Annotated in this window: 9 protein-coding genes and 1 tRNA gene; 7 read left to right on the top strand and 3 right to left on the bottom strand. The window is 51.8% G+C overall.

Features of this window, described 5'->3' with window-relative positions:
- Positions 1–21 precede the first annotated feature (21 nt).
- The gene (locus tag INP77_RS12645; RefSeq protein ID WP_228518926.1) at positions 22–1404 is read left to right on the top strand and encodes a restriction endonuclease subunit S; all 1383 of its coding nucleotides are present in this window, start codon (positions 22–24) and stop codon (positions 1402–1404) included.
- Positions 1391–4462: a type I restriction endonuclease subunit R gene (locus INP77_RS12650; RefSeq protein ID WP_194749436.1), complete on the top strand. Its 3072-nt coding sequence runs from the start codon at positions 1391–1393 to the stop codon at positions 4460–4462. The genes INP77_RS12645 and INP77_RS12650 overlap by 14 nt, the downstream gene beginning before the upstream one ends.
- A 1506-nt stretch (positions 4463–5968) precedes the next feature.
- On the opposite strand, the gene trfA is transcribed toward INP77_RS12650, so the two are convergent.
- From trfA to INP77_RS12665, 3 genes are all read right to left on the bottom strand, one after another.
- Entirely contained in the window at positions 5969–6814 is an 846-nt protein-coding gene (trfA, locus tag INP77_RS12655) for a plasmid replication initiator TrfA (RefSeq protein ID WP_194749437.1), read from the bottom strand.
- An 817-nt stretch (positions 6815–7631) separates the two neighbouring features.
- Positions 7632–7708, bottom strand: a tRNA-Arg gene (locus INP77_RS12660).
- Between the two features lie 90 nt (positions 7709–7798).
- Positions 7799–8833, bottom strand: coding sequence for a sulfite exporter TauE/SafE family protein (locus INP77_RS12665; protein ID WP_194749438.1), 1035 nt, complete (start codon positions 8831–8833; stop codon positions 7799–7801).
- A gap of 230 nt (positions 8834–9063) precedes the next feature.
- On the opposite strand from INP77_RS12665, the gene INP77_RS12670 reads away from it, so the two are divergent.
- The 5 genes from INP77_RS12670 to INP77_RS12690 all read left to right on the top strand — a co-directional run bounded on the left by INP77_RS12670 (position 9064) and on the right by INP77_RS12690 (position 14296).
- The gene (locus INP77_RS12670; RefSeq protein ID WP_194749439.1) at positions 9064–10203 is read left to right on the top strand and encodes a sugar phosphate nucleotidyltransferase; all 1140 of its coding nucleotides are present in this window, start codon (positions 9064–9066) and stop codon (positions 10201–10203) included.
- A 118-nt stretch (positions 10204–10321) separates the two neighbouring features.
- The gene (locus INP77_RS12675; protein ID WP_194749440.1) at positions 10322–11806 is read left to right on the top strand and encodes a choice-of-anchor I family protein; all 1485 of its coding nucleotides are present in this window, start codon (positions 10322–10324) and stop codon (positions 11804–11806) included.
- Positions 11807–11956: 150 nt separating this feature from the next.
- Positions 11957–12460, top strand: a complete 504-nt coding sequence (locus INP77_RS12680; RefSeq protein ID WP_194749441.1) for a cytochrome c5 family protein — start codon at positions 11957–11959, stop codon at positions 12458–12460.
- 224 nt (positions 12461–12684) lie between these two features.
- Entirely contained in the window at positions 12685–13524 is an 840-nt protein-coding gene (locus tag INP77_RS12685; protein WP_194749442.1) for a symmetrical bis(5'-nucleosyl)-tetraphosphatase, read from the top strand.
- Entirely contained in the window at positions 13493–14296 is an 804-nt protein-coding gene (locus tag INP77_RS12690; RefSeq protein WP_368667944.1) for a sulfite exporter TauE/SafE family protein, read from the top strand. Before INP77_RS12685 ends, INP77_RS12690 begins: the two co-directional genes overlap by 32 nt.
- Positions 14297–14299: the final 3 nt, after the last annotated feature.

The raw sequence follows: 14299 nt of genomic DNA on the forward strand, positions 1-14299 counted from the left end.
CCGAACTACCGGCAACCGAAGATGCGCTGGTTGCCCGCTGTGCCGGAACACTGGAACGAGCAACGCGCCAAGACCTTTTTCCGCGAGGTGGATGAGCGCTCGAAGACCGGACAGGAAGAACTGCTGTCGGTGTCTCACCTCACTGGCGTTACCCCGCGCAGTCAAAAGAAGGTCACGATGTTCAAGGCTGCGAGCTACGTTGGCTCCAAACTGTGCCGTCCCGGTGACATCGTGATCAACACGCTGTGGGCGTGGATGGCGGCGCTTGGTGCGAGCAGGCACGTGGGCATCGTCAGTCCGGCCTATGGCGTCTACCGCCCGCACCACGCCGACAGCTTCAACCCGGCCTATCTCGATTACCTGTTGCGCACCCGCGCCTACGTCGCCGAATACATCGGGCGTTCGACTGGCATCCGATCCTCGCGCCTGCGCCTGTACCCCAACCAGTTCCTCGACATTGCGCTGATCCAGCCCCCGCGCCCCGAGCAAGACCAGATCGTCGCCTACCTGCGCGCGCAGGACGCGCACATTGCCCGCTTCATCAAGACCAAGCGTGATCTGATCAAGCTGCTCACCGAACAGAAGCTGCGCATCATCGACCAAGCAATCACTCGCGGTTTTGATTCATCTGCCCCTCTAAAACCATCTGGAGTCGAATGGTTGGAAAAGGTGCCGCTTGATTGGACCGTTTGTCGGTTGAAGACCCAACTCGCGGCTAATGATGGCGGCTGCTGGGGTGATGACCCGGTCGGCAGCGGCGGCACTCCCGTATTGCGTTCGACGGAACAAGCGGTAGATGGCAGCTGGCGGATTGATTCACCGGCATTGAGGCAATTGTCTGGGGATGAAATACGCTCGAAAAAACTTCGAGTTGGCGATCTTGTAATTACAAAATCTAGCGGCAGTGAGAAACATATTGGAAAAACCAGCTTGGTCACGAAAGAGGTCGAAGAGCTTGGCTGCTGTTTCTCTAATTTCATGCAACGCTTACGCCCCAAACCTTCAGTGTCCTCAAAGTGGGTTTGGTATCTATTGAATAGTCGAATTGGACGCGATCAGATGGCGTTCGGTTCGAATAGCACTACCGGGCTGGGAAATCTTACTCGAGAGGTTATTGGCAACGTCTGGTTCGCTCTTCCACCTCAAGAAGTTCAGGATCAATTGATCGACCTGTTAGAGAACGAGTTACACCCGATTGACGCTGCAATAGAACGAGAGCAGAAGCAAATTCAGCTTGCTCGTGAATACCGCGACCGCCTGATTGCCGATGTGGTCACCGGTCAAGTGGACGTGCGCGGCTGGCAGCCCGGCCCGGACGACGTGGTGGACGACGCGGCACTGGCCGCGCTGGGCGATGAAAACGAAGATGTGACCGAAGAGGAGGATGGCGATGGCGAAGACTGACACCAGCGAGCGCTGGTTCGAGGCGCGCGTGGTGCGCGGCTTGACCGGTGTGCCGCAGCCCGAGTACAGCCATGCGCTAGCTCCCATGGACTTCGCCGCCACCCATAACGGCTACGTGCAGGGCAAACCCACAGACTACAACCGCGACGTGGCGCTGGATGTGGCGCAGTTGCTCGCCTTCTTGCAGGCCACCCAGCCTAAGGCGGTGGACACGCTGGAACTTGCGGCGGAGGGCATCAAGCGCACCCAGTTCCTACATCGGCTGCAGGGCGAGATCACCAAGCGCGGGGTCGTGGACGTGCTGCGCAAGGGCGTCAGCCACGGGCCGGTACACGTCGATCTCTACAAGCTGCTGCCCACGCCGGGCAATGCCGCCGCAGCGGATGCCTTCGGCAAGAACATCTTCAGCGTCACCCGGCAGGTGCGCTACAGCAACGATTCCGGCAATGAGCTGGACTTGGCTATCTTCATCAACGGTCTGCCGGTACTGACGTTCGAGTTGAAGAATTCGCTGACCAAACAGACTCTGGCCGACGCCATCGTCCAGTACCAAACCACGCGCAGCCAACAGGAGCTGCTGTTCCAGTTGGGGCGTTGCGTGGCGCACATCGCAGTCGATGACGCGGAGGCCGCGTTCTGCACTGAGTTGAAGGGCAAAGCCTCTTGGTTTCTGCCGTTCAACCAGGGCTGGAACAGCGGCGCAGGCAACCCGCCCAACCCGGATGGTCTGAAGTCCGATTACCTGTGGAAGCAGGTGCTGACCCGCGAGTCGCTGGCCAACATCATCGAAAGTTACGCGCAGGTGGTGGAGGAAGAAGAAGCAGACGCCAGCGGCAAAAAGAAGAAAAAGCGTAAGCAGATTTTCCCGCGCTTCCATCAGCTGCGCACGGTGCGCGCCCTGCTTCGACGCTCCCATACCGACGGGGTGGGTAAGCGTTATCTGATCCAGCATTCGGCAGGCAGCGGCAAGAGCAACACCATTGCCTGGCTGGCGCACCAACTGGTGGAGCTACGCCGCAAAGACGACCCGATGACGGCGCAGTTCGATTCCGTCATCGTCATCACCGACCGGCGCGCGCTGGACACACAGATTGCCCGCACCATCAAGGGTTACGACCATGTGGCGGCTATCTTTGGCCACTCCGACAACGCGCAGGAGCTGCGTGAGTACCTGCGCCGTGGCAAGAAGATCATCGTTACCACGGTGCAGAAGTTCCCGTTTATTCTCGATGAGCTGGGCGACTTGAGCGACCGGAAGTTCGCGCTGTTGATCGACGAAGCGCATTCCAGCCAAGGCGGCAAGACCACGGCGCGGATGCACGAAGCTCTCGGCGGCAAGGTGGCCGAGGAGGAGTTCGAAGAGGACAGCACGCAGGATGCGGTGAACGCGGAAATTGAGAAGCGTATCGCCTCGCGCAAGCTGCTGGCCAACGCCAGCTACTTCGCATTCACGGCCACACCCAAGAACAAGACGCTGGAGTTGTTCGGCGAGAAGACCCTGGTCGGCGACAAGGTGCAGTTCTGCTCGCCCGAAGAACTGACCTACACCACTAAGCAGGCCATCCAGGAGAAGTTCATCCTCGACGTAGTGGAGAACTACACCACCTACGACAGCTTCTACCAAGTGGCCAAGACGGTGGCGGACGATCCGGAATTCGACAAGGTGAAGGCGCTGAAGAAGATTCGCCACTACGTCGAATCGCACGACAAGGCCATCCGCCGCAAGGCCGAGATTATGGTCGATCACTTCATCGCGCAGGTGGCGGGCAAGCAGAAGATCGGAGGCAAGGCGCGGGCGATGATCGTGTGCAACGGAATCGCGCGGGCCATCGACTACTGGCGCGAGGTGTCGGACTACCTCACCCAGATCAAGAGCCCATACAAGGCCATCGTGGCGTACTCGGGCGACTTCGAGATTGGCGGGCAGAAGAAGACCGAGGCCGATCTCAATGGGTTTCCGAGCAAGGACATCCCGCCCAATCTCAAGCAAGACCCGTATCGATTCCTGATCGTTGCCAACAAGTTCGTCACCGGCTTTGACGAACCTTTGCTGCACACGATGTACGTGGACAAGCCGCTAGCGGGCGTGCTGGCGGTGCAGACCCTGTCACGCCTGAACCGGGCTCATCCACAGAAGCACGACACCTTCGTGCTCGACTTCGCCGACAACGCCGAGGCGGTGAAGGCGGCCTTCCAGGACTACTACCGCGCCACCATACAGACCGGCGAAACCGACGCCAACAAGCTGCACGACCTGAAGGCTGAACTAGACGGGCAGCAGGTGTACAGCTGGCAACAGGTTGAAGACTTGGTTACGCTTTACTTGAGCGGCGCAGACCGGGACAAGCTCGACCCCATCCTCGATGCGTGCGTGGCCGAATACACAGACAAGCTCGGCGAGGACGATCAGGTCAAGTTCAAGGGCAAAGCCAAGGCCTTCGTGCGCAGCTACGGTTTCCTCGCAGCGATCCTGAGTTACGGTCACCCGACGTGGGAGAAGCTGTCGATCTTCCTGAACTTTCTCATTCCCAAGTTGCCCGCGCCCAAGGAGGAAGACCTCTCCAAAGGGGTGCTGGAAACCATCGACATGGACAGCTACCGGGTGGAGGCCAAAGCAGCGCTGAAGATGGCTATGGCAGATTCCGATGCCACAGTTGAGCCAATACCGCCTGCCAGCGCTGGCGGCAAAGGCGAAGCCGAGATCGACAGGCTCTCTGCGATCATCAAGACCTTCAACGACCTCTTCGGCAACATCGAGTGGAAGGACGAGGACAAGATCCGCAAAGTCATCGCCGTGGATATACCGTCGCGAGTTGCGCAGGATAAGGCGTACCAAAACGCGCAGGCGAACTCCGACAAGCAAAACGCAAAACTGGAGCACGATAAGGCCCTAAACCGCGTGGTGTTGGAGTTACTGTCTGACCACACCGAACTCTTCAAGCAGTTCAGTGATAACCCCAATTTTAAGCGCTGGCTGACTGAAACAGTCTTCGACGCGACCTACAAGTCGAGCGCGTTTACTTCAAATGAGCCGTCGTTTAATAGCTCTTCCGCTTAAATTTTGTCCTCCGGCTCTAGGAGCTACTTTTGTTGGAGTAATGTTATCCAGAATTACTTTGGTTAAAATATGGGTTAAAACTAGTTAGGGCATCATTTCTTTAATTTAACCCATTGATATTTATGCTTTATTTTACTTGTCATGTTATGTCATAGCACTATGATTTGTATTTCAAAACACAATAGTCAATATTTCAAAACTCGTTAACTGCCAATTAGATTTATATTTCAAAACACAATACCCATTTTTCTTAAGGGCGTATGAAATTTACTACAAACATCTGCGGATTTAAGTGTTGTCGTTGGTAATTCAACTAGAGATTTTTTGCAATTCAAGTTGAGAGTGTCGTTTCAATAAAATCATATATTTAATAATGCAGTTGTCGTTTGTAATTCAACTTGAGATTTTTGTAATTCAAGTCGAGAGTGTTATTTAAATTAAATCATATAGTTAATGAAGCTCTTATCCTAACCAATTCATAAAAGGGGCTTTTTACTAAATTTGAGATCTAAGTTAATAAATAGGTTAATTGCAATCCGACATCAATCAGATCGCATTGGGCAATCCATGATACGGTATCGATTAACTTACGCTAATTTAGGTACCACTACACAAAGGACAAGTCGAAATAGGCTCTCATATAGCGCATGATCTTTGCCATCTGCATCCTAGAAGACTGGGGCCACTTTCATTTGCGACCATGCTAGACGGGAGACTAGATTGGGGGCCATTGATGAGAGAACAGCTTTCACTGCTTCGAAGTAGTAGCCGGGAGCGTATGGATCAACGAATATCTGCTCGGCGAAAGCTTCGATGTCCCATGGTATCGATAGGCTGGATGGAGGGCTATCGGGCTCTGGCGGCGACCCCCAGTACCAAACCAGTCTCACTTCTCGCTCGTGAGCGAACGAAGCTCTTTTGTGCATGACCGGATAGAAGGCATTCGCGTCAGGAAACCAGGCAGTGGAGTAGTCAATGTAGCGAACAAGACCGATATAGACTTCGCCCACTTGTTCAATTGACTGGACCAACTTTGCGTAGGTCGTTTGTATTGCCACCCCGCCGCTTAGCCCACCATAGAGTCGCCACATTGCCTCGGACTCGTGCTCGTTCGCATGCCAACACGATACGAAGGTTGACTGCCGCGACTTTCGATAGAAGCCTTTGAGGTCCTTGTAGCCATTCTCTGAGCCGACATTCTTGAGAAATCTGTCGATTCCAGTTGCTGTGAGTTGAGTAGTAGATCCTTCGTACGGATCTGCTAACTGATCAAGTCGCGCTAAGTATAGCTTTCGCGATTGAATGAGAGAGATGAGCTTGGCAAGATCCATATAGCGCCAGACCTTGACGTTCGCATCTCGCGGCTGAGGAAAGCACGGATGGGAGAGCCGTTTCGGCAGAGCATGCGACTCTGGAATGGGTGGTGCAGATTGACTCATAGATGGCTGAAAATAATTATAGAGACAAAAATTAACCTAACTGTATTTCAAAACACAATAGACCACTTTATTTTCGTTTCACATGAACAAGCTCACCATTAATTTTCCATGACTCTAAGAAATCGACTTTTACAAGTAGATTTAGTGCAATTTCAAGATTTTGTCTCAAAGATGATTTGCTCTGAGTTGTCAGGCCTGCGCCTCTTTTTAATGTACAGATTTTTACTGGAAATGGTTTATTATGGCTTGCATAATAACAATGTAGCCATGTTGATAAACCTTCTGGCAATGCCAACCGTTGAGCCCACTCAATCCGTGTGTAATAAACTTCTCCAAATAGATTAACTAATTCTGGCGCAATTCTAACTTCATACTGACAAAGCGTATTACCAGCTTCATCACTCCATCTAAAAAACGGAAGCATTGATAGGCTTACACCTTTTTTGAGCCGTGTTGACGTAATTGATAACGAGGTTGCTTGCATACGGTTGAGACATAATCTAAGTCTGATGTAGCTCTTTCCATTGACAGACCATCCAAGATTTTTGCAGAACCAATAGGGTGTGAATTTGACAATGCTCCCTATCGGATACTCGCGGGCTAAGTGTAGTAGTTGCAACCAAACTGTTTGATCATCTTGCCTTAACTCTTCGCCAGTAAATGAAATACTTCCCGCACCAATTAACCCAATTTCAGCTTGTCTTAAATAAGCACGGGGTTGATTTCGATTCTTTGCTGAGAAAAGTGAAGATTGGGCGATTTCATTTGGAATGCAGCGAAAGTTATCCCTCCAAAAAGGAATTAACTTATTTTTATGGGGAATTGGCTCTAAAGTCTGATTTTTTGTGGAGTGAGTTGAGCGCCCACTAAATATATCTATGTAATATCTAGTTGAAGGGAGTCGATTATTCATTTGGCATCCTTCAAATTCGGGATGCGATTTCTTCGAGCTATTTGATCTGCTTTAGTTGGTCGCCCTGGCCTAGACTTAATATCACTGGGTGTTTGGTTGTTAGTCGATAAATCTGGCTCCAAATTTATGTATTTTCGAATCCACGATTCAACATCCTCTTCACGCCAAAGCAACCTCTTAGTGCCAGGTAATTTGCAGATTGGAGGTAGAGCCTTGGGGTTACGCGTTCTGTCGCTGCGAATGCTTGTTACAGATTTATTAATGAGTAGAGATAATTCCTCAATTGTGATCAGGCTTTTCATGGGCGAAGTCTTTCGTTCCGCATCAGGTTTGATACGGTTCGAATGAGTCCGCGGCAGCCATGCAATGTTATTGTTTAAACTTCCACCAGCTCCGCCAAGTGGTGAGAACTATCGCATGACGGGGTTGTGCCCCTATTCGCCCTGCTCTCCTAATATTTTGTACACTTTATACTCCAGCCTCATTCTGACTGGTTGTAAAAACATTAGGCGATTGCTTTGCAGCATCCTTTCTTTTCACCTAACTATGCTCGCTTATAGAATAAGTGAATACTGGACAGCGCGCGCCTTCGTTATGTTGAATAAAATTTGTTTGCGATCAAATTTTAAACTTTGTTTTTTTACGAAGATCTTCTTACGTTTCCCCAGTGCATTAGGGTTAATGTACTTGAAAAACATACCAATGTCTAGCATTGTTATGGCACAAATCTGGCACAATAAGTGTGCTTAACTGTGCAATAGTGTGCAATGAAGTGCAATTAATTTATATTTTAACTCATTGATTTTAAATGATTATGTGGTGCGCCCGGCGGGAGTCGAACCCACGACCCTTGGCTTCGGAAACCAATACTCTATCCAGCTGAGCTACGGGCGCAATCCTGCCATTATATCAAATTAAGTGCGGCTGGCTTCGCTTGTCGCCGCTCAATTTTTAGGTGTGTTTGATTCAAAGCGTTTCTCGCTGTTACTTAAACTTGATCTTTTTGATCAAGTTAGTTTCGCCTCTGTAGTAATAGGCTTCGTATGAGATTTTCTTCAGAGAGTAGACTTTTTCAATGACAATCTTGTCAGCGCCTATATTCTGCGCGTTTACATGGGCTTGTCTTGGCGCGTCCAGCGCTGTGAATGGAATAATCCTTTCAAATTCAAAGCCTTCGCCGTATTTGAACTCGATGGTGTAGATTAAATCATCCCAGTTTAGCGTGGCGTCATAGCCCTTGGAGACGCGGACGATATGTACGTTGGGGTCATGTGCTTCTTGAATGCGGATGATGGCACTGTTGAGCAAGACGACGCCTGACAAGACCATGGCACCGTAGCCAACTTTGCTGAAGAGGCTGATGGAGATTTTAGGCAGCACGTATTTCATCAGGTAGGTGGCTGCGACGGCGGCAATGGCAACAAGCAAGCCGATGGTTAGTGCTTTTAGCGTAAATAATCCGAAATAGGCATATAGGCCCAGTTTGACGATGTGCAGAAAAATCTCATTGGCTGCGCGGGTGGCGATGATTTCTTCTTTGCTGAGCCCGTATCTGAGGTAAACACCATTGAACAAGACGCCGACTGCGCCGGTGAGGGCGGAGATAAAGCCTGCGAGAAAACCGATGAATTTAAGAAAGTGGTTGGATAGCGCGGGTTTGTCTGCACTGGGGGCGGCGGTTTTTTTGAAGAGGTAGGGCAGGTTGCAGACCAGAAAAATGGCCATGCACAGCTCGATGTACATCGGCGCCAGGTAGCTGAGTAGCCAGGCGCCGACGATCACCCCCAGTAAGGCGAGGGGCAGAAAGTGCCTGACGATGCGCCAGTTAATGTGCTGGAAGAACAAATAGAGCTTGGTCAGTGAACTCACTGAGGTGCCTACCGATAGCGCCGCTGGCACCTGAGACGCCGGGAGCACGTGGCCCAGAATGGGGATCAGTAGCAGGCCTGCTCCGCCGCCGCAAACCATACTGATTGCAAATGCGATGAAGGCAATGAGGAAAACATTTAAATAAATCATGTGGGGCAGGGCAGGCGTTATGTTTGTGGTTGCATTTGAAACGCTTAAATCATAGCCCAAATGCCTGGGCTTTTAGTAAGCATCACTAAAAAAGCGGCAGTCGTTTGGCGGGCAGGGGGGTAGCGCTCACCTTGCCTTGACCCGGGGAGCGTACTAAAGGTTGCAATAATCGTGTCATAGAGCGTGACTATGCTTGGCTGATAAATCTAAACATATGAGGATATAGCACGATGAAAGCCATGATTTTAGCAGCGGGGAAGGGCACTCGCGTTCGGCCACTGACTTATGATTTACCCAAGCCGATGATTCCGGTGCTGGGCAAGCCGGTGATGGCTTATCTGGTGGAGCACCTGGCATTGCATGGGGTGGCGGATATTATGGTCAATGTCAGTTATCTGCACAAAAAGATTCAGGATTACTTTGAGGATGGTCATCGTTTTGGCGTGAATATCGGCTACTCGTTTGAGGGGGATATTGTGGATGGCCAGGTGGTGCCGCATGCAGTGGGCTCAGCCGGTGGCATGCGCAAGATTCAGGACTTTAGCGGTTTTTTTGATGAAACGACGATCGTGTTGTGCGGGGATGCGATTATTGACCTGGACATTACGCGTGCGGTGAAAGAGCACAAGGAAAAAGGCGCACTGGCGAGCCTGGTGACCATGCAGGTGTCTATGGACAAGGTGTCTGGCTATGGCGTGGTGGTGACCAACAATGAAGGGCGCATTATTTCGTTTCAGGAGAAGCCTAGCCAGCTGGAGGCGCGCTCTAACTGGGCGAGCACTGGCATTTATATTTTTGAGCCGGAGGTGCTGGACTTGATCCCTTCTGGCAGCGAGTTTGATATTGGCTCGGATTTGTTTCCATTATTGGTGCAAAAAGGCTTGCCGTTTTATGCGATCCAGCATCCGTTTAACTGGATTGATATTGGCGTGGTGACCGATTACTGGCTGGTGATGCAGCAAATGATGCAAGGCTTCTTCCCGTCGATGCCGATTCCGGGCACGCAGGTGAAACCGGGTGTGTGGGTGGGCCTCAATGTGCATATTGACTGGGAGCACACGCAGATTGAGGGGCCGGTATACATTGGTTCTGGTAGCCGGATTGATAAAAATACCCGCATTGTTGGCCCAACCTGGATTAACTCGGGTTGCCATATCCAGCGCGACAGTACCGTGATCCGCTCCATTTTGTTTGATTACACCCGTATTGCGCAGGGCTATGAAATTGTTGAGCGCATCGTCTGTGGCGAGTATTGCGTAGACCGTAATGGCCGCATGGTGCATATGGATGATGATAGCTGCGACATTATCTGGACTGATGCACGGGAAAAAGTGGTGTATCCGCAAAACTACGCTTATGCGAGGTTGTAATTTCAGCGCGGTTTGATTTTAAATGACTAGTCCGTTTTCATTTGATTGACATTTAACTGTCAAGGATTTGTCATGCATGATGCCTATGCTTTTCTCACTTTATGAGGAGAGTATACACATGAAAAAAATGACTTTAATGATTGGCTTGCTAGTGGGCAGCATGGGCGTGGCTGAGGCTGCAACCAGTTACCAGATTAGCAAAGAATGGACCTTTAGCCATAGTGGGAGTGGTTATTTGTCTGAAATTCCGGCATTTGATGCCATGACCAATACTTTATGGGTCGCAGGCGTCAAAGGCGTAGATGTTTTGAATGCGGCTACTGGCAGCCTGGTGCAGCATATTGACACCAGTAGCTTCGGTAACATCAATAGCGTCAGCATCAGCAATGGCATGGCGGCATTTGCCATCGAAAACAGTGCACGTACTCAACCGGGGATCGTGCAGTTATATAACACCACAACCAGAAGCCTTGCGTCTGGGACTAACACATTTACGGTCGGTGCATTGCCAGATATGCTGACTTTTACGCCGGATGGCAGCAAGATTTTGGTTGCCAATGAAGGAACCCCAGATGTGTATGGCACACGTAAAGGCAGCACGGTGCCACGCGTATTCAATCCGGCAGCCAATGATCCAGTCGGTAGCGTGACTATTATTGATGTAGCCAAGCGTAGCGTGGCGGCCACTGCCACGTTGTCTGGAGTGCCTACTTCTGGTAGCCATATTCGCAATAATACTGGCATGGATTATGAGCCTGAGTATATTGCCGTCAGTGCAGATGGCAGCAAGGCTTACGTGACCCTTCAAGAGGCGAATGCCATCGGCATTTTGGATATGCACACCAATTCGTTTACCCAGGTGGTTGGCTTGGGTGCCAAAGACTTCAGCCTGCCAGGCAACAGCATAGACCCGCTTAACAATGGTAGCGTTAATTTTATTAGTGCCAACGTAAAAGGGTTGTACATGCCTGACGGGATCGCGACTTACAACGTCGCTGGCAAGGACTACTTGGTGACTGCGAACGAAGGTGATTTCCGTGAGGATGATGGCGATCGTTCTAATGCCAGTTCATTAGGCGCGACTGGGGATTTGGCCAATATCCGCGTATCAAACACCGATTCATCTGCAGGCGATCTGTACGCCGCGGGCGCGCGTTCTTTCAGCATCCGTAATGCCGATGGTAGTCTGGTTTACGACAGTGGCGATATCCTTGATAAAGAAGCTTTTGCACGTGGGATTTATGATGACGCCCGTAGCCGCGACAAAGGGGTTGAGCCAGAAGGTGTGGACTTGTTTACCCTGGGTGGCCGTACCATCGCTGCTATCGGTTTGGAGCGAACTCTAAAAGGGGCCGTAGCGCTGTTTGATATCACTGATCCTACCAAAGTCAGCTTTATTGATATGATTGTCTCAGACGGCGACAAAGCGCCAGAAGGCTTGGTTGCGTTTGAAAAAGCCGGACAGATTTTCCTGGCGTTCTCGAATGAAAGCTCCAACACCACTTCCTTGTTCAAGGTCAGTGCTGTCCCTGAACCCGGCTCCGCAGCGATGCTGGGGATGGGCTTGCTCTCATTGGCGATGTTGCGTCGTCGACAAAAGTAGTACGGTTTTATCTGTGCGAATGTCAGCCGGGTCTGGGAATCAGCCCGGCTGTTTGTTTTGCATGGCAGTAAATACCGGTGCGCGTTTCCTGTCTGGCGGTTCTGCGCTATAATCACGTGGAAAATTTTTCTAACGCAACGGGATGCAGATATGTCGGGTTACAATCAGAGTTCAAGCATTAAAGAGTTAATTATTGCCATTCCAGGCGCCATTATTGCTTTCACATTGCTGGTTTCGCTGCTGGCATATCTTTTTGGCGTGTTTGGTGCCGAAAAAGCGGCCCCAAGCAAAGAAGCGGCTGAAGCAGCAGAGCAAAAAGTGCTGGCCAATATTGCCCCGGTTGCGACAGTGGCCGTGGCTGAAGCAGGTGGCGCGCACGTTGAAAAGAGCGGTGAAGAGATTGTTAAAGGCGTGTGTATCGCTTGCCACGGTGTGGGTGCCTTGGGTGCGCCAAAAATCGGTAATGCCGGTGACTGGGGTCCACGTATTGCACAAGGCTATGAAACCTTGGTAAAACATGCCATCGAAGGGATTCGTAGCATGCCAGCGCGCGGCGGTAACGCAGAGTTGACTGACCACGAAGTCGCGGATGCGGTGGCCTATATGGCGAATCAGGCAGGGGCCAAATTTGATCCTGCCAGCTTGAAAAAATAAACAGCAATATTGCGATAAGCCGCTTGAATCTCAAGCGGCTTTTTTATTGGTCAGGGCGCTTCTACACCTTCAAATCGCTAAGCCAGACAAGGCGCGCATGAAAAAATTTGATGCTGCATATAGTTGATATGGCAGGAGAAATTTCTTGATGAGCAACGCCGTATTGCGACGGAAGTTGTGTGTGTAGCAGTGCCCGTAAATCGATTTCAGATAGGTGCATAGCCATGGCGAGATACGCAATTGGCGACCTGCAAGGTTGCTATCATTCTTTTATGCAGTTGCTGGCAAAGCTAAACTTTGCGCCTGGGCGCGACCAGTTGTGGCTGGTTGGCGATTTGATCAACCGCGGCACGGGATCACTACCGGTATTGCGCTGGTTATATGCGCATCGCGAGCATATCAAGGTGGTGCTGGGTAACCATGATTTGCATGCCATTGCCGTCGCACACGCCGTGCGGCCACCGCATCGCTTTGACACTTTAGCGCCTTTATTGGCAGCCGAGGATGGCGAAGCGTTATTGCACTGGTTGCGGCATCAACCATTGATGGTGCTGGAAGATGACTATGCCATGATACATGCCGGCTTGTATCCGCAGTGGTCGTTGCTGCAAGCCAAGGCGCTGGCTGCCGAGGTTGAGGCGGTGTTGCAATCGCCCGACTATCTGGGCTTTTTGCAACAGATGTACGGTAATCAGCCTGCCGCCTGGCACGCGGACTTGACCGGCATGGACCGCTTGCGGGCGATTACCAATGCGCTGACCCGCATGCGTGTGGTGGATGCGGCTGGCGCGATGGAGTTTGCGTTTAAAGGCGAACTGTCTGAGCTACCGGCCGGGTATCTGCCCTGGTTTCAGGCGGCCGGTCGCCAGTCCGCCCAGGCCAAGCAGCCCATCCTGTGTGGGCACTGGTCGGCGTTGGGCCTGTATCAAGCGCATGGCGTGATCGCGCTGGACACCGGTTGTTTATGGGGGCGAGAACTGACGGCATACGCCCTGGACACTGGCGAGGCGACGCAGGTGGCGCTGGATCCGCGTGATCAGCCGCCCGGCCTGGGTGGCGATTAGTCCGGAGACGGGGGTGGAGCTCTGGTGGGTGATCCTGGCCGCTTTTGGGGCGGGCGTGGTGGATGCCATGGTGGGCGGCGGTGGACTGGTGACCGTCCCCGCTTTGCTAACCAGCTTTCCGAATACCGCGCCCGTGCTGTTGCTTGGCACCAATAAATGTTCCAGCGTGTTTGGCACCAGTGTTGCCGCCTGGCGCTATAGTCGGCATGTGCGTCTGGATTGGGCCTGGTTAGTCCCTGCAACGCTGGCTGCATTTTTAGGCGCTTGCCTGGGGGCATGGACCTTGACCTGGGTCGCGCCAGATTTTTTGCGCAAGCTATTGCCAGCGGTGTTGTTGCTGGTGTTGGTGTATACGCTCAAGTCTCCGCAGTTTGGGGTCGAACAGGGTGCCCGGGGCCACAGTGTGCGGCAGCGATGGATGATTGCGTTGGCCATTGGGGTCAGCATCGGCTGGTATGACGGTTTCTTTGGACCAGGCACCGGCAGCTTTTTTATTTTTATGCTGGTGCGTTTTCTCGGCCAGGATTTTTTGCATGCTTCTGCCTCTGCTAAAGTGTTAAACGCCAGTACGAATCTGGCAACGTTAGCGGTGCTGGGCTGGAGCGGTGCAGTCTGGTGGCAACTGGGCTTGGCCATGGCGGCCGCCAATATCGCGGGCAGCCTGTTAGGCAGTGCACTGGCGCTAAAGCATGGAACCACGCTGGTGCGCCGGGTGTTTGTGGCAGTTGTGACGCTTTTGCTGCTTAAAACGGCCTGGCAGGCATATGTCTAACGA

This window comes from Methylophilus sp. 13 (genome assembly GCF_015354335.1).
In the GTDB taxonomy this organism is placed as follows: Bacteria; Pseudomonadota; Gammaproteobacteria; order Burkholderiales; family Methylophilaceae; genus Methylophilus; species Methylophilus glucosoxydans.